At 38.4% G+C, this 22,114-nt stretch carries 15 protein-coding genes; 2 read left to right on the top strand and 13 right to left on the bottom strand.

All coding sequences use genetic code 11. The annotated features are described in order from the left end of the window. Positions 1-97: 97 nt before the first annotated feature. The 11 genes from B176_RS0112705 to B176_RS0112755 form a co-directional block, all read right to left on the bottom strand. Positions 98-1,522, bottom strand: a complete 1,425-nt coding sequence (locus B176_RS0112705) for a glycoside hydrolase family 125 protein (RefSeq protein WP_017259199.1) — start codon at positions 1,520-1,522, stop codon at positions 98-100. Between the two features lie 27 nt (positions 1,523-1,549). Next, complete coding sequence (locus B176_RS0112710; RefSeq protein WP_017259200.1) at positions 1,550-4,183, bottom strand: glycoside hydrolase family 2 protein; 2,634 nt, start codon at positions 4,181-4,183, stop codon at positions 1,550-1,552. Between the two features lie 83 nt (positions 4,184-4,266). Beyond that, entirely contained in the window at positions 4,267-5,028 is a 762-nt protein-coding gene (locus B176_RS0112715; RefSeq protein ID WP_017259201.1) for a copper homeostasis protein CutC, read from the bottom strand. A 21-nt stretch (positions 5,029-5,049) separates the two neighbouring features. Beyond that, the gene (locus B176_RS0112720) at positions 5,050-6,075 is read right to left on the bottom strand and encodes a N(4)-(beta-N-acetylglucosaminyl)-L-asparaginase (protein ID WP_017259202.1); all 1,026 of its coding nucleotides are present in this window, start codon (positions 6,073-6,075) and stop codon (positions 5,050-5,052) included. 27 nt (positions 6,076-6,102) lie between these two features. Next, a complete protein-coding gene (locus B176_RS0112725) occupies positions 6,103-6,972 on the bottom strand; it encodes an ROK family protein (protein ID WP_017259203.1) in 870 nt (289 codons plus the stop codon). Positions 6,973-7,097: 125 nt separating this feature from the next. Beyond that, positions 7,098-9,395, bottom strand: a complete 2,298-nt coding sequence (locus tag B176_RS0112730; RefSeq protein ID WP_017259204.1) for a GH92 family glycosyl hydrolase — start codon at positions 9,393-9,395, stop codon at positions 7,098-7,100. A 189-nt stretch (positions 9,396-9,584) separates the two neighbouring features. Beyond that, positions 9,585-9,818, bottom strand: a complete 234-nt coding sequence (locus B176_RS0112735; protein ID WP_017259205.1) for a 4a-hydroxytetrahydrobiopterin dehydratase — start codon at positions 9,816-9,818, stop codon at positions 9,585-9,587. A 138-nt stretch (positions 9,819-9,956) separates the two neighbouring features. Next, positions 9,957-10,415: an ankyrin repeat domain-containing protein gene (locus B176_RS0112740; protein ID WP_017259206.1), complete on the bottom strand. Its 459-nt coding sequence runs from the start codon at positions 10,413-10,415 to the stop codon at positions 9,957-9,959. A gap of 45 nt (positions 10,416-10,460) precedes the next feature. Further along, positions 10,461-12,638: a catalase HPII gene (katE, locus tag B176_RS0112745; protein WP_017259207.1), complete on the bottom strand. Its 2,178-nt coding sequence runs from the start codon at positions 12,636-12,638 to the stop codon at positions 10,461-10,463. A gap of 295 nt (positions 12,639-12,933) precedes the next feature. After that, positions 12,934-13,908 (bottom strand): quinone oxidoreductase family protein, encoded by a 975-nt coding sequence (locus B176_RS0112750; RefSeq protein WP_017259208.1) that lies wholly within the window; start codon positions 13,906-13,908, stop codon positions 12,934-12,936. Positions 13,909-13,994: 86 nt separating this feature from the next. Further along, positions 13,995-14,567 carry a Crp/Fnr family transcriptional regulator gene (locus B176_RS0112755; RefSeq protein ID WP_017259209.1) on the bottom strand — a complete coding sequence of 191 codons (573 nt, stop codon included), beginning with the start codon at positions 14,565-14,567 and terminating at the stop codon, positions 13,995-13,997. A gap of 467 nt (positions 14,568-15,034) precedes the next feature. Between B176_RS0112755 and B176_RS0112760 the strand changes: the two genes are divergently transcribed. Continuing rightward, positions 15,035-17,011 (top strand): DEAD/DEAH box helicase, encoded by a 1,977-nt coding sequence (locus tag B176_RS0112760; RefSeq protein WP_017259210.1) that lies wholly within the window; start codon positions 15,035-15,037, stop codon positions 17,009-17,011. Positions 17,012-17,051: 40 nt separating this feature from the next. On the opposite strand, the gene ligD is transcribed toward B176_RS0112760, so the two are convergent. Next, complete coding sequence (gene ligD / locus B176_RS0112765) at positions 17,052-19,592, bottom strand: DNA ligase D (protein ID WP_017259211.1); 2,541 nt, start codon at positions 19,590-19,592, stop codon at positions 17,052-17,054. Between the two features lie 2 nt (positions 19,593-19,594). Continuing rightward, positions 19,595-20,362 (bottom strand): non-homologous end joining protein Ku, encoded by a 768-nt coding sequence (ku, locus tag B176_RS0112770; protein WP_017259212.1) that lies wholly within the window; start codon positions 20,360-20,362, stop codon positions 19,595-19,597. 421 nt (positions 20,363-20,783) lie between these two features. On the opposite strand from ku, the gene mptB reads away from it, so the two are divergent. Next, entirely contained in the window at positions 20,784-22,112 is a 1,329-nt protein-coding gene (mptB, locus tag B176_RS19565; RefSeq protein WP_017259214.1) for a polyprenol phosphomannose-dependent alpha 1,6 mannosyltransferase MptB, read from the top strand. Positions 22,113-22,114: the final 2 nt, after the last annotated feature.

The raw sequence follows: 22,114 nt of genomic DNA on the forward strand, positions 1-22,114 counted from the left end.
TTTGTCAGAAAAAGCCAAAAAGGATACCGCTTCTATCGTTAACGCACTTATATTCTGTAAATTCATCCTTAAGCTGAAATAAGTAAAACTCCGGTTATTAAACCTTCAATAAATGTGGTTTCTCTTGATAAATCTTCCATAAAAACTCTCCGAAGATGGTATTGGCCCAAGCAAACCACTTTCTGGTAAAATTAGTAGCATCATCCTTATGAAAAGATTCATGCACAAAGCCTGTATCCGCATGTGTTTTCATCAACAGCTGTATACTTTCTTTAATCTCCTGATCATTGGTACTGGTTAAACCACGCATGATAATACCCAAGGGCCATACCATATCTTGTCCCACATGCGGACCGCCAACACCGGCTGCAGCTTTACCTTTAAAATAGAACGGATTATCTTCTGATAAACAATAGTTTCTGGTGTTGATATAGATTGGGTCACTTGGTTCAACAGCATCTAAATAAGGTAAAGAAACCAAACTAGGTACATTTGCATCGTCCATTAAATTGTAGCTTCCCATACCGTTTATTTCAAAAGCATACATTTCTCCATATTTGGGATGCTTTACAATGGCATGTTCTTGTATCGCCGATGCTACTTCGCTGGCTAAATCATTAAGTTCTTGTGCAAGAGAATTTTGCTGATGAATTTCTTTAAGCATGATCGCCGCCTGTTTTAAACTTACTACCGCAAAAAAGTTCGACGGAATTAAGAAAGGGTAAATAGTAGCATCATCACTAGGACGAAACATGGAGCAAATTAAACCATTGGGTTTAACCGGAAAACCGTAGCCCATCATAGGTAGCGTATCTGTTGGTTTTAAGGTTTCCCGTCTAAAATGATACGGCCCTAAATTATCTTTACGTTGCTGTTCTTTAAATACTTTTAACGTTAAGCGGATGGCTTTAACCCATTCCTCATCAAACGGACTTTGATCTTTACTGGTTTTCCAATAATGATAGGCTAAACGAATTGGATAACATAAGGAATCTATTTCCCATTTTCGCTCATGCACTCCCGGTAGCATTGTGGTTTCATCTGTTTTCCACTCGCCTAATTTATTTTCATCCTTATAAAAAGCATTGGCATAAGGGTCTTTTAAAATATATTGCGTTTGCCTGTTAATTAAGCCTGCAACCAAATCTTTTAAAGGTCTGTCTTTATTGATCTCGGGAAGATAAGGCCAAACCTGTGCACTACTATCGCGTAACCACATGGCATCAATATCTCCGGTAATGATGTAAGAATCGGGCTTATTGCCCTTCATCTCAAAATAAACCGTGGTATCAAGCGTGTTAGGGAAACAGTTTTCAAACAGCCATCCCAATTCTGGGTTTTTTACATTTTTCTTAAACTCTTTGATCATTGCTTCCACACTTTTGCTGTAGAAATGTCTTTTAGCTAATGGTGGTCGCTGACTGGTATAGCCCGCTAACATGCCACTTGCGTAAGCAAACTTATTCAACACGATCCCACCTGTTAAAATTCCGGTAGTTTTTAAAAATTCGTTCCTTTTCATAGGGTTGGTTTAAAAGGTTTTCATCTGTTAAGGCTGGATATTTATGTAATAGGCTGTTCCGTTCCAGCCTTTAATTTCAATAGCAAGTTTTGTATCGCCCTGAGCGGAATACTCCATTTTAATTTGCTTTTGCTCGCCCGGTAACACTGTAAGGTAATTCTCTGTATAAAAAACAGGCAATACTCTTTCTTTTGTTTGTGCATTCACCAAGGATATCCGATTGAAAAACGACAAGTTGTTGCCAACAGCGTTCTCTAGGTTTAAAACAATTTTCCCCTCAGCATCTCGGTTTGCTTTTGCCTGCAATTTTACATTTGCAAGAGTCTGTAATCCAGAATATTCCTGATTTGCATCTGGCAACCAATAAACGTTTTGATCGACCACATTTTTGTTCATATCTTCTAACTGAAGTACCAGAAAAGCACCTTTATTTTTTGAAACCCGATCCGTTTCCTTTTTGATAGCGAAGGATTTTTTGGACGATGACGCATCTATTTCTACCATTAGCTTTGAGATAAGGTGTTCTTTTCCGTCCATATCAAAAATTTTGACCAACAACATTCGGTTTCTAACTTGCTCAAAGCTGTTGTTTACCAAATTAATCATTCCGTCAACGGGGTTATACATAGCGTGTAATGATGCAGACCCATTTTTTAAACCATAAAAGCAAGCATTCTGATCCAAATAATAATCATACATCTGTCCGCGTAAGGCAGTCCATGGGTTTTGCGTTTTCCAAATAATTACCCCAGTGTACCACCTCCACATATTTGCGCTAAACCCTTCTATTAAAGCTCTATATTGGTTGTAATTTACTAGCTGTGCTTTCTCTGTAAAATCCTGTACATCCCGTGGAGCGCCATAAGCATTTACAAATTCGCCGTAACTAATGTATTTGTGATAATCCCATACAGAATCAATCTTTTCGGTTTGGGTGGCTGGATCAAACTGTGGGGCAATCATATTTTCTTTGGGGATAAACCTTTTTAAAGATTCATAATCGCCCACGCCTACCGAACCTATTTCTGAGTTGAAAGGCCAAGTTCTGTAATTCCAAAAACGCTCAATGGGTTGGATTTCATAGGGGCCGTCGCCGTTTCCGCCAATTTCATTTAAAGACATTTCGTTTGAGTTCGAAAAATCAATAAACCAACGGGTTCCGTCTAATTTTGGGATAATGGAATCTCTTAAAGGAATTAAAATATCATCGGGAGGCATAATTTCATTTCCTCCGCACCAAATCGCCAAAGAAGCATGGTTACGCACCATTTTAATTTGGTCTGCCGCCGAGGTTAAAAACAGTTGATGATCATCGGGATATTTTCTCCGGGCATATTGATCATCTGTTTTTTTAGGATCTAACCACCTACCATTGGCATCGCCAGACATCCAAAAATCTTGAAACACCAACATTCCATATTTATCACAAGCATTGTAAAACTCTGGGCGTTCAATTAAAGCGCCACCCCACACCCGAATCAGGTTCAAGTTCATCTCTTTATGAAACCTCACTTCCGTGTCATAACGGGCATCTGTAAAGCGCAACATCGCATCAGAAATAATCCAGTTACCACCTTTTATAAATATTTTTTGTCCGTTGACTGATACTTGCTGGCTTTTGGTTTCACTGTTCCACGTATGCTGAATTTCTCTTACGCCCACCTGTAACTTCTGAATGCTTGATGCAGGTTTTCCGTTTGCTACGAATTTGATTTCCATAGGGTACAGAAAAGCATCTCCGTACCCACTTGGCCACCATAATTGAGGATTTTCCAATTCAAAATCATCCAAGCTTATTGTTGTGGTAGCAAGTGGCGCTAGTTTTACCTTTTTAGAGATGGTTTGCCCAGCAATGCTGTATTGCACAACCCCTTTAACTACTTTAGTGGCTGTATTATTCAGTTCGGCAGAAACTTTAATAATGGCTGGCGCCTGATTTCCGCTTGGTTTACGTTTACCGGGTACCAAAGTAACTACATGCGGATTGGACAGTTTAACCATCCCCGTTTTTTCAATGGTGACTTTATCCCATATCCCAGTATTCCGATCGCGGATGGGCTGAATCCAATCCCAACCAGCTACGTATTGATGCGAAACATTTTTTGCGATTGTTCCGTCGCCAGCCTGCCCGCCATTAGGTTTGCCCACTGGGTTTGGTGGATAAACAATTACCGCTAATCTGTTTTTGCCATTTTTATTTAAAACCTTGGTGATGTTATAGGTTTGACGTAAAAACATGCCCTCATGTGTTTTGGAATTTAGTTTTTGTCCGTTTACAAACACATCACAACTGTAATTAACACCTCTTAAGTGAAGCCAAACTTGCTCTTCGTTACTTGCGTTTTCTTCAAAATCTTTAACAAACCAGTAGGTATAAGTTGCACTCCCGGTATCGTATATGTCTGCTATTTTTTGGTTGTTCATCCCATAAAAAGGATCAGGAACTTCTTTATTTTGAAGCATTGTAGTTAAAACCGTTCCGGGAACGACGGCTTTTTTCCAATTGCTTAAGGTGTATTTGAGAGAGGAAATATTTTCTCCCTGATCTTTTACCTGCGTAATTGGCGCACACAGCCATCCATCATTCAGCTCATATTGGTTTTGAGCCAACGCGGAAAAACATAGCAATAAAACAAAGAAAACAGTATAAATAAATTTCATAGCATATATAATTGAAGACACAAAACCTTGCTTATTCTTAGCAATTGTTTTGTACGTCGTGGTATAATGTGGTTTTCAATAGATCAATAGTCTTTTACATTAGCATTTGCAGCAATTTGCACTGCCATTTTTAGCATCCGCACATCTTCTGAATGGATGGTATTGTTGACGTAAGTATCTGTTACGTTGGTAAAATTAGGATGGATAAAATTCATTTTACTTCCTTCTCTCTCTCTTAAAGAAGCATGAAACTCAGAACAGCCAGTCATTTTAAACAAGGACTGAATATTGCTGCGCCTGATTCCGCTGCCCGGCATAATAATAATTCGCCCCTTTGCTGCCTGTTGCAATTGGCTAATTAGCTGAACACCTTCTGGCGCTGTGGGATATTGCCCGGAGGTCAAAATTCTTTGGCATCCCAGCTCTATCAACTGTTCCATTGCCTTAAAAGGATCTAAACAACAATCAAAAGCTCTATGAAAAGTAACCTGCATCGGGTAAGCCAGTGCAATCAGTTGTGCAACTTTAGCTAAGTCAATTTGTCCGTCGGTGTTTAACATTCCAATCACTACACCATCGCAAGCTAAGTCTTTACACAATTTGATATCGCTTTGCATGATTTCAAATTCTTCCTCTTTAAACAAAAAATCTCCGCCACGCGGACGAATAATCGGGAAAATTGGAATCTCAAATGACTCTCGGCATTTTTTTATGGTGCCGTAAGATGCTGTTGTGCCTCCTTCATAAAGGTTCGCACAAAGCTCAATCCGATCTGCACCACCTTTAACCGCGGCTTTGGTGGTGGCAAAATCTGATGTTGCAATTTCTATTAAAGGTGTATTCATAGGTAGTTTGAAAAATTTAGCCTACGCAAAATAGCTGTTCACTTTTACCAGTTCTTCTTCCACACTATTTCTTAAAGCATAATTAAATCCGGGATGCAAAGCAAAAGAACCTACTTCACCGTTTTTATCTATGGCAATAAATGCGACTTGAATATCTTTGGCTTTTTCTCCTTTTATTTTGGCAATTCGTTCTATCACTTTTTCACAGGCTTGGCTGGGCGAAAAGCCGTGTCTCATCATTTCTACAACGCTATGCGAACCTGCAACCCGAATTACATCTTCTCCCTGGCCAGTTGCTGTACAGGCACCAACTTCATTATCTACATATAAACCTGCACCAATAATTGGAGAATCGCCTACTCTGCCTCGCATCTTAAAACCAGCGCCACTAGTGGTACAACTACCACTTAAATTTCCATGATAATCCATTGCCAACATGCCAATCGTATCATGGTTCCATTCGCCATTATCTAATTTATGAGGTGCAAAAGATCCATGACCGTTCTGATTTTCAACATTTATTTTTGGAGCGTGGTAGTTACTCCTTTTCAACCAATCTTGATAAGATTTTTGAGCCTCGTCAGATAGTTTCTGTGGTTCTAAAGGAAAGCCTTCGGCAACAGCAAACTTTTGTGCACCCTCTCCTACCAACATCACGTGTGGCGTTTTTTCCATCACCTTTCTGGCAACAGAAATCGGGTGTTTAATTCTTTCTAAAAAGGCAACACTCCCACAATTGTATTGGTGATCCATAATGCTTGCATCTAGGGTAACAATGCCGTCTCTATCTGGGTTTGCACCTAAGCCCACACAGCAATTCTGTGAGCTTTCTATTTCCATCACGCCTTTTTCTACGGCATCTAAAGCATTTCCGTTTTTGCTCAACACCGTCCAAGCAGCTTTATTAGCAATCAAACCGGTATCCCAAGTAGAAATTACAAGTGGCTTAGTGGCGGTCCTTTTATTAAAGGAAAATGCTTTTTTATTGAGTAATAATAAAACGGAACCCAAAACTCCTGATTGTAAAAACTTTCTCCTATTTGCCATTTTAATTAAAACTGGTTTGATTTAAAATTAAAGCCATAAACTCGCTGCTCCTATTAAAGCACTATTTTCACCCAATGATGCAATACATATTGGAATATTAACCGCACTCCGCTTTAAAGTTGCTTTCAAAGAATCTTCAAACCAATGAAACGCATTTGCGATATTGCCCCCAAGCACAATGGCTTCTGCTTTTTCTTTTTTAGAAAAGAAGACTAGAAAATTTCCTAAATTTTCTCCAAACTCCTCAAAAATATCATTGGAAATACTTTGGTCTTTTATACGCTGGCAAAGTTCTTTCACATTGCTAATGGGTTGATGATTCGGGTACATTTCCGTAAACCGTTTTGTGAACCACCTACTAGCAATATAATCTTCAGCGATACTATCTAAAAAAGGAGTATTCCATAAAGCACATTCCTCTACTGTTTCATTTTTATAAACTGCCGTACCTAAACCGGTTCCTAGTGTTAAACCGATTACGCGTTGGTAACCAATTGCCGATCCGCTAAAAACTTCTCCTTGCAGAAAGCAAGCAGCATCATTTTTCATTTGTATTGCCGTTGGCTTAATATTCAGCGCTTCCGCCAATAATTCTTTCACGTTATAACCGTACAAAGCGTCGTATTTGTCTTGATTTTGCATTAAACTGACTCCTTTTTCATAATCAAAAGGACCGGGCATGGCAATACCGATACGCACTGTGGCTACATTAGCCTCTTTATACGACTGTTTGATAGTAGTTGCCCAATCGGCGATGATTTCTGTCAGCGGGGCTTTTGAGTCTACAGTCCTTCGAAAATAGGTTTGCGCTATCATTTCTTTGCGATGTAAGTTTATTAAACCCACCGTGATATGAGAACCACCTATATCTATACCTAAAGCATTAAAATTGTCCATTCTTGATAATTGGTTATACCTTAAAAATCCGTAGACGGAGAAAGGTTTATGGAACAAATATAAAAACTAAAAGCATTACTCAAAATTATGTACTACTTAATAAAATATCACAGTGAATGGCAAGCTTATTTTTTAGCTCTACTTAAGTCTGTAGAAAAAGAGTAAGGAAAGTCTGTTGCGTTGATTCCGCGTTTTTCGTTTGGATTTGTCGATAGGTTAAAATCAATCTTCATCCCCTTCATCATCTCTGTATGACTGATCCAGTTTCTACTATACAACTTACCATTCAGTTTCATACTTTCGATATACTTATTGCTCTCGCTATTATTCGGCGATTCAATGACTACCTCCTTTCCGTTCTCTAAACAAATCGTGACTTTTTTAAAGAGCGGTGCTCCAATCACATATTGATTTACAGCCGGCGTAACCGGATAAAAGCCCATTGCAGAAAACACATACCATGCAGAGGTTTGTCCATTATCTTCATCGCCACAATAACCATCTGGTGTGGCTTGGTACATTCTGTTCATTATTTCACGCACCCAATATTGGGTTTTCCAAGGTTTGCCAGCATAATTGTAGAGGTAAATCATGTGCTGGATGGGTTGGTTGCCATGTGCGTATTGCCCCAGATTAGCAATCTGCATTTCTCTAATCTCATGGATTACAAAACCATAAGCACTCTCATCGAAAATGGGTGGTAAAGAAAAAACAGAATCTAATTTGTCTGTGAATTTTCGGTTTCCGCCCATCAAATCAATCAAACCCTGCACATCCTGAAACACGGACCAGGAATAATGCCAGCTGTTTCCTTCCGTAAAGGCATCGCCCCATTTGAACGGGTTAAAGGGTGTTACAAACTTGCCGTTTTTATATTTGGGACGCATTAATCCAATGGAAGGGTCAAATAAGTTACGGTAGTTCTGACTTCTTTTGGCGTAAAGCTCAATATCTGAAGTAGGCTTGTGTAAGGCTTTCCCTAACTGATAGATTGCGAAATCATCATAAGCATATTCTAAAGTTCTTGCCGCATTCTCATTCACGTTAACATCATAAGGAACATAGCCCAACTGATTATAGTCATTTACGCCAGCCCTGCCTACAGCGGTAATTGGACCTTCATTATTTGCACCATGCAACAAGGCTTGGTACAGTTTCTCAATGTCATAACCACGCAAACCTTTGATATAGGCATCTGCCACTACCGATGCGGAATTATTTCCAATCATGATATTTGCATAACCTGGGCTCGACCACTCTGGCAACCAACCACCTTCTTTATAATCGTTGATTAAACCTTCCTGCATTTCTTTGTTGATAGACGGATAAACCAAGTTTAAAAATGGATAAAGCGCCCTAAATGTATCCCAAAACCCAGTGCCGGCGAACATATAACCGGGCATTACTTTACCGTTGTAAGGACTGTAATGCACAATTTGATTGTCTTTATCTAGCTCATAAAGTTTGTTAGGAAAAAACAGCGTACGGTACAAGCAAGAATAAAATGTTCGCATTTGATCGGTAGTGCCACCTTCTACCTTTATACGTCCCAGTTTTTCGTTCCATAAAAATTTTGCTTTCTCTGCCGTTTGGTCAAAACTATCTTTGCCCAGCTCTCTTTTTAAGTTGAGGTCTGCCTGCTCAAAACTGATAAACGACGAGGCTACTTTTACATGAACCTGCTCTCCTTTTTGTGTTTTAAAACCGATAACGGCACCAGCATGGTTTGCACTTAATTCCAAGTTATTATCGATAAGCTTGTTGCCTGCCCAAGTATGTGCCAGCGTAAAAGGTTTATCAAAATAGATGACGAAATAATTTTTAAAATTCTCCAGCTTTCCACTACTGTACCTGGTTGAGTAACCAATTATCTTATTTTCTTCGGGTATGATTTTGATGTAAGAGCCTTTATCAAAAGCATCAATCACCACAAAAGAGCTGTCAGTTTTTGGGAAGGTAAACCTAAATTGTGCCGTTCTTTCTGTGGGTGTAAGTTCGGTGGTTACGTCTGCATCAGCTAAATAAACGCTGTAATAATAAGGTTTGGCAATTTCCGCTTTATGCGAAAACCAGCTTGCCCGCTCGGTCTCTGTAAATTTTAGATGTTTGGTTACCGGCATGATGGAAAATTGCCCGTAATCATTCATCCAAGGAGATGGTTGATGCGTTTGCTTAAATCCCTTAATTTTATCGGCAGTGTAAGTGTACATCCAACCATCTCCCATATTACCAGTTTGTGCTGTCCAAATGTTCATCCCCCAAGGAACGCCAACTGCGGGATAGGTGTTTCCATTAGATAGATCGGGTTTGGATAGCGTTCCCATTAAAGGGTTCACCAAACTGACTGGGTTTATGCTTTGTGCATTTGAATAAGAACATATAAACAGACAAATGAAAGCAGTAACAACAGGGATGGGCTTCATTATTGATATTTTTTTAGGTAAGGTTTTGTAGCTTTTGGTTAGCCACTCCCAAATTAAATAAAAAAAATGAAGGATAAACGACCGCAGCTGAAAACAGTTTTTACAGATAGGATTAGCGTACTACAGCAATTAAACGATGTAAAGTAGCAGATGATAGGCCATCCAATACCAAACGGTATTAAAACTGGATCAGATCAGTTCGTCAATCTTCTTAGCTAATTCTCTGTCTTTTTCTGTAACCGTATTTCCCTTATCGTGAGTTGTTAACGTAATATTTACCGTGTTGTAAACATTGCTCCACTCGGGGTGATGGTTCATTTTTTCTGCGACCATAGCAACTTTGGTCATAAACGACCAAGCTTCTACAAAATTTTTAAACTTAAAGGTTTGTGTAAGTGCGTTGTTTTCTTCTTTCCAGCTCATGATGTTTTATTTTTAGATGTGCTTTAAGTTAGGGAAAATTAAAAGCATGATGGGGTTTTGTTGAATTATAATTTAGATTTCTTCTATCGGATAAGCTGAAGATTGGTTAAATGCGTCTTTTAAATCCGCTGCCTACGCTTATGCCAATAATTCAATTGCCTCCACATTTTTCTGCATGCCTGCATGGTCAACAGCCATTAAACCTTTATGGTCCCTCATCATCTTATCTGCACCATGAGCCAGTAAAAGTTTAACTAAATCATTTTTACCAAACATACTCGCAAACATGAGCGCAGTTCCACCGTTTCCGTGTGTTAAATTTACATCTGCTCCGTTCTCCAATAATAACTGCGCAATCTCAAAATACCCTTTAAAACAAACGCCCATCAACGCAGTGTTACCACCATTGTCTTTAGCATTTACATCAGCTCCATTTTTTAATAGCATTTGGGTAGCGGCAAATTGGTTATTATAGGTAGCAATTATCAATGGCGTATAACCCTTTTCGTCCTTAAAATTAATATCCATTTCTTCTGCTAAAAGCGATTCAATCAGATCAGTGTCGCCTGTTCTTGCAGCGTCTATTAGTTGTTTCATATCATTAAAAAATAGGGGAACAACCTCTTGCTCCCCTTAGTTAAATTAAGCTGGAATTTTACCTTGTTTTTCTCTTTCAAAAAAACGATGATTACCTATTGCTTTGATAAAGTTCTTACTGAAGTTTTGATCAGCAATACTTCCAATTAATAAGCCCGCATCCTTCACTTTATCCAAATTTTTATTCAAATAATTAGCTACATAGCTAATTTTTACCAATTCAATAGCGTTACCATCTACGGCAATAGCTTTGCAATGCAAAAAAGCTTCGTCAATAAAATGAACTGCTTTAGGTGTGTTTTTTAATTTATCTATACTTTTATCGCCCGCAGGCACATAAATAGCATCTACCAAAACGGATGCAAATGTTAAAAAGCTGTGATCCACTTTTACATCTTTTCCTGCACTGTCTTTTATAAACCCTGAATGTGGAGCAATTACTCGTACCACCGCTCCTTCTGCTTCTAACGCGTTCTTCATGTCAGCAAGAGACTTTGAATCTACCCCTTCTGCTACTAAAAATGCAATCTGGCGAGTTTTTATATTTCCTTTTATCGTATTTGCCATACTTAGAGCAGGCGAGCTTTTAAGCTTCTGCGTAACTTTGATGGGTTGATAATCATCAGGATTTGCGTCGGCACCAAACTGGTGATTAATGGGTTGTTCTGGCTGTTTAACCTGTAAACCTAAACCATCGGCAACTTTTTGCGCTAAACCCTTATCAACCTGACTAATCAATCCGACAACGCGTTGGCGAATTTCCGGAATATCCACTTTACCCAATTCAAAACAAAATGCTTCGACTAAATGGTTTTGTTCTGGTTCTGATAAACTATTGTAAAACAATGTTGGCTGACTAAAGAAATCCATAAAACTTTTACTTCTGGCTCTTACCTTATTTGCATCAACACGTTCTTGATAACTTGCAAAACCACCTTCACTCACTTTTGCTTGTTCTGGATAACCTTGCGACATGGAGTTTGGGTGATAAGCTGTTTTACCCTTGTTTATTTCCATACGGGCAATACCATCACGTTGGTTATTATGAATTGGCGCTATTGGTCGGTTGATCGGGATTTCGTGGAAATTTGGTCCACCTAAACGACTTAATTGAGTATCTGTATAAGAAAACAATCTGCCTTGCAATAAAGGATCGTTGGTAAAATCTATACCTGGAACTAAATGACCTGGGTGAAAAGCAACCTGTTCAGTTTCCGCAAAGAAATTATCAGGGTTACGGTTCAAAGTCATTTTACCGATTATTTGTACAGGCACAATCTCTTCTGGAATAAGTTTGGTTGGATCCAATAAATCGAAATCGAATTTATGCTCATCTTCTTCCGCCACAATCTGAACACCAAATTCCCACTCGGGATATGCGCCACCTTCAATTGCTTCATGTAAATCACGACGATGAAAATCGGGATCTTGACCGTTAACTTTCTGAGCTTCGTCCCAAACGACCGAGTGTGTACCTAAAAGTGGTTTCCAATGAAATTTTACGAAATGAGCTTTTCCTTCATCGTTAATCAAACGGAACGTATGTATTCCAAAACCTTCCATCATTCTTAAGCTTCGCGGAATCGCTCGATCACTCATCAACCACATTACGTTGTGCATGGTTTCTGGAGAAAGCGAAACGAAATCCCAAAAAGTATTATGCGCAGAGGCAGCTTGTGGAATTTCGTTATGCGGTTCTGGTTTAACCGCGTGAACTAAATCTGGAAACTTAATCGCATCCTGAATAAAAAACACAGGCATATTATTTCCTACTAAATCATAGTTACCTTCTTCGGTGTAAAATTTAACGGCAAAACCACGTACATCGCGAGGGATGTCTGCTGAACCACGGAAGCCAGCAACAGTAGAAAATCGCGTAAAAACTGGTGTCTCACGCGATGGATCAATTAAGAAAGCAGCCTTGGTATATTTTTTTAATGAGTCGTCGTAAACTTTAAATACGCCATGTGCGCCAGAACCTCTAGCATGTACAATTCTCTCAGGAATACGTTCGTGATCAAAATGTGTAATCTTTTCTCTTAAAATGAAGTCTTCAAGAAGTGTAGCTCCACGTTCTCCAGCTTTTAAGGAGTGATTGTCATCATTGATTCTGAGTCCTTGGTTAGTCGTCATTTTTTGATTTTGGCTATCTTCCATATTACTTGAAAGGTCTTCCAATTTCTGACTATTGTTCTGTTTTTTATCCGATTTTGTGCTTTTCATAATTGAGATTTACGGGTTATTAGACTATTCAGACAATTACAATTATTATTCCATTTTGACAGCAGATTTATGGCAATACGAATAAGACTATTTTAAAAGGCTAATGGGTTATAAAAACAGCAAGTCTATCTCAAATTATCCTTTGGATAACACCTTGTTCGCGGTTTTTTCTGGAAATTTTTATTATTTTCCAATCCTAAGACCTTTTCTGTCGGTAGAGTTAATCGAAGCGCCTCTACGGGTTAACCCTCAGAGGAGCCTCTCTAAACGCTAGGAACAGGTTGGGACGAGTTAGTCAAATTAAGACTACTAAACGTTTTCCGCTGTCGATTTTCTGTTCCCAAACTTTTTCTATATCCTTCAATAAAACTTTTACTGTTTCTATTTTCAGTTTTCCATCAGCAGCAAGCTGAAACATTTCTGGAAGAATCTCGGTAATCAACAAACCTACTTCGGTACGTGTCCAGCTTCCCAAACCAGATCCCGAAATTTGAATATCTGTGCCACGTAAAATAGAGGATGATAATGTAATTGCATCATCCATCATTCCACCAACGGTTACGTAACGAGTGCGGGCAGAAAAACTACCATTGCCTTTTAGCGAAGACAAAATCAACTCTGCGCTGTGTCCCCATAAATAATCAATCACAACATCAATAGGGTTTTGTTTATGAACGTTTTTGATCTCAGAAACAAAAGTTTCATCATCTTGGCTTAACAAAATAATTTCATCAGCACCTAATGCTAATAATTCTTTTAATGCATGTCTGTTTCTACTGGTTGCTATCACTTTTTTTGCTCCGTAATGCTTTGCAATCTGCACCGCAATTTTTCCGGTAACGCCAGTAGCACCATTTATCAAAACAGTTTCGTCTTTTTGTAAAAAAGCTCTGAAACGTATAGCCATCACCGAACCCATAACGGCATTTGGCAAGGCCGCGGCGGTTGCGTCATCAATACCATCAGGGACTTTCACAGTTCTACTTTTTTCGATTACCGCTTTTTCGGCAATCATCCCGCTTACACCAATTCCATAAACACGTGTTCCATCTTTCAGAAAACCAACTCCATCTCCGCCAACAACTTTTGCTATAAATATTTCGTTTTGTGTAGAATAATGCTTTCCACTCGCCTGCATTTTATCAAGATTTTTGATAGCCGAAGCCTTTACGGAAATCAATAGTTCATTTTCATTTTGAGCCATTGGTTCTTCAAAATCAGCTACATATTTTGGTGATTCTCCTTTGTGATGTACTACTGCTGCTTTCATTTTTCGCTTATTTAAATTAAAATTTTTCAATTCATCAAAGCTATAGCTCGTTCAAATTTTTCACGATAACATTTGTTATTAAATTTTCACTGCTTAGCCAGTTTACTTTTCAACCTACTGAGGTGAACAGAAGTAACTCCCAAATAAGAAGCAATGTAATGTTGCGGAACTCGTTTTACAATTTGTGGTCGTTCTTTTATTAAGTTGAGGTAGCGTTGGCATGGCGTATCTCTGATAGCTGAAAAAAAATATTTCATATAATCGAACGTTCGTTCAAAAATTGTATTAATAAACACATCTCTAAATCGGGGAATTTCTTTAATTTCTTCTATTATTCTATCCAGGTCTTTTTTATGTATCCACCAAACGGTACTTGGCTCAATGGTTTCGGCAGTAACTGGACTGGGAATATTCTTTCTAAAGCTTTCAATGGATGAAACCATTTCATCTTCAAAAAAAAACTGACAAGTAATATCTTTTCCATTATTGTTAAACCATACCCGAATACAGCCCTTTTCAATCAGAAACATTTTTTTTGAAGTTTCGCCTTCGCTTAAAAGCACAGTTTTAGCTGGAATTTCAAGTCTATTAAAGCAATTGATGTATTCGTTCCATTTATGATTATCGATCCGAAATCTACTTTTAAACTGATCAAACATTTATTTAGTTTTTTAAGATGTAGACTCGAAAGTTACCAATAAGGTTTGGAGTTTGCTGTTGTACGGGTAGCTTTATTACGAGACAATAGTAGGACTCACTCACATAAATAGACTAATTAAAATAAAATCACGAAATTCTCCCAAATAAACCCAAATAAAAACCGAAAGACCAAAGTTATCTAAACCCGGTTGAAGCGACAGCCCACAACGAGCTTTTTCAGCGAGTGAGGACTATAGCGGAAAACGGGACTATCGGGAGTTAAAAAGCACAACAGCACCTTTTCAAAAAAACACCTAACCATTATTCTTCAAAATTCTCACGTTCACCCACTCCATCATTCACTCTTTTAATCCCTGTTTCATTAAAAACCACTAACAATCAACTACTTAAAAAATATTGTGGTTTTAAAATAAATACCATACCTTTGCGCCCTGCTTAGCAATGTTGCTAGGCTTTATAAATAATCATGAACCCATTCAATGAATTGGGGATCCGTGAAGATATTGTTAATGCGATAACCGAGTTAGGCTTCGAAAGCCCAACTCCGATTCAGGAAGGTGCCATTCCTATTTTGTTATCAGGCAGCAACGATTTTGTCGGATTAGCCCAGACAGGAACCGGAAAGACCGCCGCATTTGGTCTTCCACTTTTAGAACTAATAGACTACAAGAAAAATTTCCCTCAAGCTTTAATTCTTTGCCCAACTCGCGAACTTTGTTTGCAGATTAGCAATGACATTAAAAATTATGCAAAAAACCTCCCTAACGTAAGTGTGGTAGCAGTATATGGCGGTGCCAATATTGTAAACCAATTGCGTGACATTAAAAGAGGTGTTCACATTGTTGTTGCGACTCCTGGTCGTATGAAAGACATTTTGAACAGAAAAGCCATAGACTTCTCTGAAGTTGGTTACGTTGTTTTAGACGAGGCCGATGAAATGTTGAATATGGGTTTTCAGGAAGATATTGATGAGATTTTATCAACTACTCCAAAAACTAAAAAAACTTGGTTGTTTTCTGCAACAATGCCACGTGAAGTACGGGCAATTGCAAAAAACTACATGACCGACCCCAAAGAGTTGACCATGGGAACTAAGAACACAGGTAACGTAAATATTGAGCATGAATATTATGTGGTGAAAGCCCGTGATAAATACGCTGCTTTTAAACGTATTGTTGATTACAACCCTGAGATTTTTGGTATAGTATTTTGCCGTACCAAAATTGAAACGCAAGAAATTGCTGAATCTTTGGTTAAAGACGGTTACAATGCCGATTCTTTACACGGAGATTTATCTCAGCAACAGCGTGATAAGGTAATGAAGCGTTACCGCGATAGAAGCTTACAGTTGTTAATTGCAACAGATGTAGCTGCTCGTGGTATTGATGTTACAGATGTTACTCACGTAATCAACTATTCTTTACCTGATGAGATTGCAAACTATACGCACCGTAGCGGTCGTACTGGTAGAGCAGGAAAATCTGGTATTTCGATTGCGATTATCAACTCAAGAGAAACTGGTAAAATCCGTCAGATAGAGAAAACTATTGGTAAGCAATTTACAAAGGCTGAAGTACCTACGGGCTTTGATGTTGTTGAAAAACAATTATTTGGCTTAATTCATAAAGTAAATACGGTTGAGGTTAACGACAGTCAGATTGACCAGTACTTACCACGTATTATGGACGCTTTTGCTGATGCAAGCAAAGAAGATATCATCAAACGTTTTGTTTCTTTAGAGTTTAACCGCTTTTTAGACTATTACAAAAACGCGAGAGATTTAAACGCCAGTGCAGACGATAGAGGAAGAGATGGCGACAGACCAGAAAGAGGCGAAAGAGGTGAGCGTGGAGAACGTAGAGATAGAGGAACTAGCGAAGGTTTTACTCGTTTGTTCATTAATTTAGGTGCGGTTGATGATTTCTCTCGCGGTGATTTGTTAGGTTACATTTGTAACAATACTGGCATAACCGGAAGATCTGTAGGTAAAATTGATATGAAAGGTGTTTTCTCTTTCTTTGAAGTAGAAACAGAATTTGTAGAAAAAGTTACCGAAGCTTTTAAACCAATTGATTTCCACGGTCGTGATGTAAGAATCGAAGTTTCTGGAGATGCTCCAGAAGGTGGCGAACGTAGAGAGAGAAGTGGTGGCGGGGAACGCAGAGGCAATGGCGGTGGTTACGGTGGCGGCGAAAGACGCGGCGGTGGCGAACGCAGAGAGAGAAGTAGCGGTGGTTACGGCGGCGGAGGCGGAGAACGCAGAAGCGGCGGTGGCGGTGGTTACGGTGGCGGCGAACGCAGAGAACGCACTGGCGGTGGAAACAGCGGTGGTGGTTTCAGAGATTTCTCTGGAAAAAGCAGAGATGATAAGAAAGAAGGTGGCGGCGGAAGTCGTAGCGGTGGTGGATACAGTGGTGGTGGCCGTAGAGGCGGCGATAGATAAGCATTCTATTATTATTTTTATATCTAAAGGCTTCGGATTTTTATCCGAAGCCTTTTTTTGTTAACGTTAAATCGGTGCTTTTAACTTTCCACTTTCCCACTTTCAACTTCTTCAGCGCTTCCTTTAAATTCTGCTTCTTCTTAAAAAGATCAGCCCAAGGGTCTTTTCTTTTTTTGATTAAGTCAGGAACATTAAAAATATCATAGTCCGTCATGTCTAAACTTTCATCCAATTCATCCCAATTTAGCGGAAAAGAAACGGTGGCGCCAGGTCTTGGTCGGGCAGAGTAAGGAGCTGCAATGGTTTGCCCTCTCCTATTCTGTAAAAAATCGATGTATATTTTGCCTTTTCTTTTAGAAGGTGAACGTTCTAAACTTGTATTATCCGGACTGCCTTCATGAACTTTTTGAGCAATGAAGTGAGCAAATTCTTTCACAAAATCATAGTTGTAAGCACCAGCAATGTAAGTGTAAATATGAATGCCGGTTGAACCTGATGTTTTCACATAAGCGGTAACTCCCATTCCGTCAAAAACAGCTTTCACTACCAAAGCCAGTTTTACCACTTCCTGAAAATCATTGCCATCCGGATCCAAATCAATCACCATAAAATCGGGGTTTTCTGGTTTTTTGTAAGTGCTTAACCACGGATTAATTTCAATACAACCTAAATTTGCCATATAAAGCAAGGTCGCTTGATCATTACAAACTAAATAATCGATGTCTTTACCGTTACTTTCCGAATGTACCACCGTGGTTTTCGCCCATTTCGGGATATGTTTCGTATCTACGTCTTTTTGAAAAAATCCTGGTTTTGTAATTCCACTTGGATGGCGATTTAAAGAGAGCGGCTTATCCTTCAAATAAGGCAACATCTGCTCACCAATTTGATCGTAATAATTCAACAAATCTCCCTTAGTGATTTTTTCTTTGGGCCAATAGATTTTGTCTAAATTACTTAAATTGACTTTTTTGGACTTGTAGGTTTTGGTGATATCCTGTTTCCCGGAAAAGTTATGCTCATCTTTTTTGTTAATTTTCACTTTTTCCTCCTTTACAGAATCTTTGTCTTTATCTTCTCTTAAGCCTTTAAAAACTGGGTGACGCAAGTGTTCGTCGTTTGTGCATTCGCTATAGGTTACTTCGCAAACCAGCTCGGGCTTTATCCAAGTAACGGCAGATTCCTGTGCTACTTTCCCTAAAACCGGCTTTTTCTGCGTCTGCAAAGGTTCCATCTTCGCAAAAAGGCTTTTCAAAACTTTTTCGGTAAAACCTGTCCCACAATTACCGATGTATTTCAATTTCTTATCGTCGCCCAAGATCCCTAAAACCAAAGCTCCAAAATATTTCCGGCTTCCGGCTGGTTTTGTAAAACCGCAAATAATCGCTTCCTGACTGTTACTGAATTTAAATTTCAACCAGGACTGACTGCGTTTGCCTGCATAATATTCATCATCTTTCTTTTTGGCGATGATGCCCTCCCATTTTTCTTTTTCCGCTTTCTTGGAAGCCTTTTTCCCCTCTCCAACAAAATGATCGTTATAAATCACATCTTTTAAACTGTATTTTTTTAACAGTTGCGCTAACAATTTTTTACGCTTTAAAAGTGGGATTTCGGTTAAATCGTTACCGTTAAGCGCCAATAAATCGAAAGCAAAGTACTTTAATGGCGCTTTACTTTCTTCATAATGTTGAAGCAACTGAAAGTTGTCATTTCCTTTTTTATCTAGCGCAACCAATTCACCATCTAAAACACATTCTTCTTCAATATGCCCCAGTTCTTTCACAACAAGCGGGTATTTATCACTGTAATTCTTGCCGTTTCGCGTGGTTAATTTTACTTTTTTTCCCGCTTTGGCTACAATGCGATAACCATCTAATTTGCGTTCAAAAATCCAATCTTCATCATCGAAAATATTTTCAGACAGCGTTGCCAACATCGGACTGTATTCTTTTATCGGTTTTGCTTTTTCTGTAGTTTCTTTAGGTTGTACAATTACCGGCTCTTTCGCTTTTTTAAAATCTTTTCCGGCTTTTTTAATTTTAGCATCTATTAAATCCTCAGCCGAAAACTTTTTATGCACTGCTCCTTCATCATCATGCTTAATCAAAAGCCAAGCGTTTTGCTCTGCATTCCTCAATTTCACCAAGGCAAATTCCCCTTGTAGTATCTTCCCTTTTAAAGCAAATTTTAAGTTACCCGTTTTTAAACCTTCCTCTAAAGTTTTAACATCGTCTTTTCTAGTTTTAGCTAAAGAAGTGTAAAAGCCTTCATCAAAAACACTAACAGTACCTGCGCCGTAATTTCCTTTCGGGATTTCCCCTTCAAAATCTTTATAACTGTAAGGATGATCTTCAACCATCATTGCTAAACGCTTATCTTTTGGATTTAAAGACGGACCTTTCGGTATCGCCCAGCTTTTTAAGACACCGTCAAGCTCTAACCTAAAATCATAATGCAGATGCGAGGCATGATGTCTTTGCACTACAAAACGCAGTTTTTTTGTCGTCTTGGTTTTACCTTTCTGAGGTTCTTTAGTCGATTCAAAATCTCGCTTTTTATTGTACTTATCTAAACTCATTGCTAAGCTCCTTTCTTGCTTAAACTTTCCATTAATTGATCGTACAAATCGTCGCTTTTCGCTTTCTGCGGTTTTAGTTTTTTAATAGTAGGGCGTTTTCCTTTAGCTTTAGCTTTAATGATTTTCAGCAACTGATCGTGATAAGTATCTTTATAAGCTTCGATATTAAAATCCGAAGTATACTGTTTTATCAAAGCCAGGGCAACATCTAATTCTTTTTTTGGGATATTAACGTCATCGGGCGTATTTATTTCGGTGGTTTTACGTATCTCCTGAGCGAAACGAATTCTCGAAATTACCAGCGCTTCATCTTTTGGATAAATTACACATAAAGCTTCTTTTTGCCTTAACACAAATGAACCGAAACCAGCCAATTTGGTTTTCTCTAAGGCTTTATGCAAAAGTGCATAAGCCTTTTCGCCATGTTTAGCTGGCTCCGCATAGTAAGAAGTTTCGAAAAGCATCGGGTTGATGTCTGTTGCTTTCACAAAATTATCTATCGCAATGTTTTTACTCTTTTCTGGACTGGCGTCCTCAAAATCCTGATCTTCTAAAACCACATAATCATCCTTAATCAGATAGCCCTTCACAATCTTTTCGTAAGGAACTTCTTTTCGTGTCTTTTCATTGATCCGTTGGTATTTAATATGTTGGTGATCTCTACTGTCCAACATATCTAGGTCCAAATTGCTGCTTTCAATAGCAGAGTAAAGTTTAATAGGGATGTTTACCAAACCAAAGCCGATTGTTCCGTTCCAGATAGATCTCATAATTTCTTTTTAGGATTTGGAAGAAAGTATTCAAGAAATATGCCATGAGCTTGTTTTTGATTTTTGACCTTATAATTCAAGTTTCTCGATTTATTTAAAATGTATTTGCTTTTGCGCACAGGCTTGCCTGCCCTCATGCCGGGCAAAAGGCATTTACTTTTTTTCCGCAAAAAAGTAAACAAAAAACTCTCGCCTACGCCCTTTGCTATTAACGGAATTGCGTTTATTTTGGTCATTCGTTACCGCAAAGGCCAAGGGCGAATTAGAGGTCTACTTTGGTTATTGCTTTTGTATTGTGGGCGCTCCTATTTTAAAATTTCTTCATGTCGAACGATAGAGAGACCCGCCTACCGCAGGCAGGCATATCACAAATAGATGATTAAATTCAATTTTATCGTAAATTTAAACGTTATCGAATTTTATGCTCATTCCCGAACGTTTTAGAAATCCTGCATCCCTTATCTTTTTGGCTTTAATCATGGTGATTGCGGTGGTTTTCATTGGCTATTTTATTCCAGATAGAACCCACATTTATAGCTACTGGGCAGGCATTGGAATTGCATTTATTGCTTATTTCATTATTTTAAAAGAGTTTGATTCGGACCAATTTAACAAAGTAAATTACGCAACAGCAGCTATTCTTCGGTTCGTCTTACTATTTGCATTTCCATTACTGAGCGATGATTTATACCGCTTTTTTTGGGATGGGGCACAAATTTTCCATGGCATAAATCCATTTTCTTTTACCCCCAAAGAGTTGTTGGTTTTCAATTATAGCTGGGTAGATGTTTCTCTTTTTGATAAAATGAACTCACCCGAATATTACTCAGTTTATCCACCAATTAATCAGCTGGCATTTTTCCTCACTGCCTTAGCGGGAAAAGGAAATCTACTTTCTTCCATCGTAATTTTACGACTGATTATTATCGTTTTTGATATCGGTAACATTTACTTGATCAGAAAGTTCCTACGCAATTTTAACAAAAAGGAAAGCTTAGTTTTTCTGTATGCTCTAAATCCTTTGGTTATTATAGAACTTACCGGAAACCTTCATTTTGAAGCGGTAATGATATTTTTCACGTTGCTTTCTTTCTGGTTTCTTTTAAAAAACAGATGGATTCTAGCTTCACTTGCTCTGGCATTTGCTGTTTGTGCTAAGCTTTTGCCACTAATCTTTTTACCGCTTTTCATCAAACATATCGGCTTCAGAAAAACAATTTATTCGGGAGTGATTGTGGGCGCTATCATTTTAATTTTGTTTTTACCTTTTATTCACAACCTTACTTTGGCTCAACATTTATTGAGCAGCATAAAGCTTTATTACGGCAACTTTGAGTTTAACGGAAGTATTTCTCAGTTGTTAAAATCCGCAGGTTGGACGTTATTAGGTCATGATCCCATTGCATACACCCGTATTATTTTATTGGCTTGCACTTTTGGAGGTTCTTATCTCGCTTACAGAAAATCGTCGAATATTTTACAAGGAAGTTTTTGGTTTATAATGGTTTATTACCTTTTTAGCGCCGTTGTTCATCCTTGGTATATTGTTATTTTAGTTTGCTTTACCCCCTTTCTTAATTTCCGGTTTGCGTTATTGTGGTCGGCACTTATCTGTTTAACCTATTACACTTATGTTAGTCTTCCGTACCAACAAAGCACATTGTTAACTATTGTAGAATATTGCTTAATTGCCTTAGCTTTTACAAACGAATGGTGGAAAGCAAAACGCTTAAAAGAAAAATTAGTTTAAAT

The sequence above is a fragment of the Pedobacter arcticus A12 genome, from assembly GCF_000302595.1.
In the GTDB taxonomy this organism is placed as follows: Bacteria; Bacteroidota; Bacteroidia; order Sphingobacteriales; family Sphingobacteriaceae; genus Pseudopedobacter; species Pseudopedobacter arcticus.

Excerpts from the sequence above, each read along its gene's own strand:
- katE (WP_017259207.1), bottom strand. The coding sequence starts at position 12,638 with ATGAAAAGCACAAAATCGGATAAAAAACAGAACAATAGTCAGAAATTG.
- B176_RS0112755 (WP_017259209.1), bottom strand. The coding sequence starts at position 14,567 with ATGTTTGATCAGTTTAAAAGTAGATTTCGGATCGATAATCATAAATGG.
- B176_RS0112725 (WP_017259203.1), bottom strand. The coding sequence starts at position 6,972 with ATGGACAATTTTAATGCTTTAGGTATAGATATAGGTGGTTCTCATATC.
- B176_RS0112740 (WP_017259206.1), bottom strand. The coding sequence starts at position 10,415 with ATGAAACAACTAATAGACGCTGCAAGAACAGGCGACACTGATCTGATT.
- B176_RS0112705 (WP_017259199.1), bottom strand. The coding sequence starts at position 1,522 with ATGAAAAGGAACGAATTTTTAAAAACTACCGGAATTTTAACAGGTGGG.
- ligD (WP_017259211.1), bottom strand. The coding sequence starts at position 19,592 with ATGAGTTTAGATAAGTACAATAAAAAGCGAGATTTTGAATCGACTAAA.
- B176_RS0112710 (WP_017259200.1), bottom strand. The coding sequence starts at position 4,183 with ATGAAATTTATTTATACTGTTTTCTTTGTTTTATTGCTATGTTTTTCC.
- mptB (WP_017259214.1), top strand. The coding sequence starts at position 20,784 with ATGCTCATTCCCGAACGTTTTAGAAATCCTGCATCCCTTATCTTTTTG.
- ku (WP_017259212.1), bottom strand. The coding sequence starts at position 20,362 with ATGAGATCTATCTGGAACGGAACAATCGGCTTTGGTTTGGTAAACATC.
- B176_RS0112750 (WP_017259208.1), bottom strand. The coding sequence starts at position 13,908 with ATGAAAGCAGCAGTAGTACATCACAAAGGAGAATCACCAAAATATGTA.
- B176_RS0112760 (WP_017259210.1), top strand. The coding sequence starts at position 15,035 with ATGAACCCATTCAATGAATTGGGGATCCGTGAAGATATTGTTAATGCG.
- B176_RS0112730 (WP_017259204.1), bottom strand. The coding sequence starts at position 9,395 with ATGAAGCCCATCCCTGTTGTTACTGCTTTCATTTGTCTGTTTATATGT.
- B176_RS0112720 (WP_017259202.1), bottom strand. The coding sequence starts at position 6,075 with ATGGCAAATAGGAGAAAGTTTTTACAATCAGGAGTTTTGGGTTCCGTT.
- B176_RS0112715 (WP_017259201.1), bottom strand. The coding sequence starts at position 5,028 with ATGAATACACCTTTAATAGAAATTGCAACATCAGATTTTGCCACCACC.
- B176_RS0112735 (WP_017259205.1), bottom strand. The coding sequence starts at position 9,818 with ATGAGCTGGAAAGAAGAAAACAACGCACTTACACAAACCTTTAAGTTT.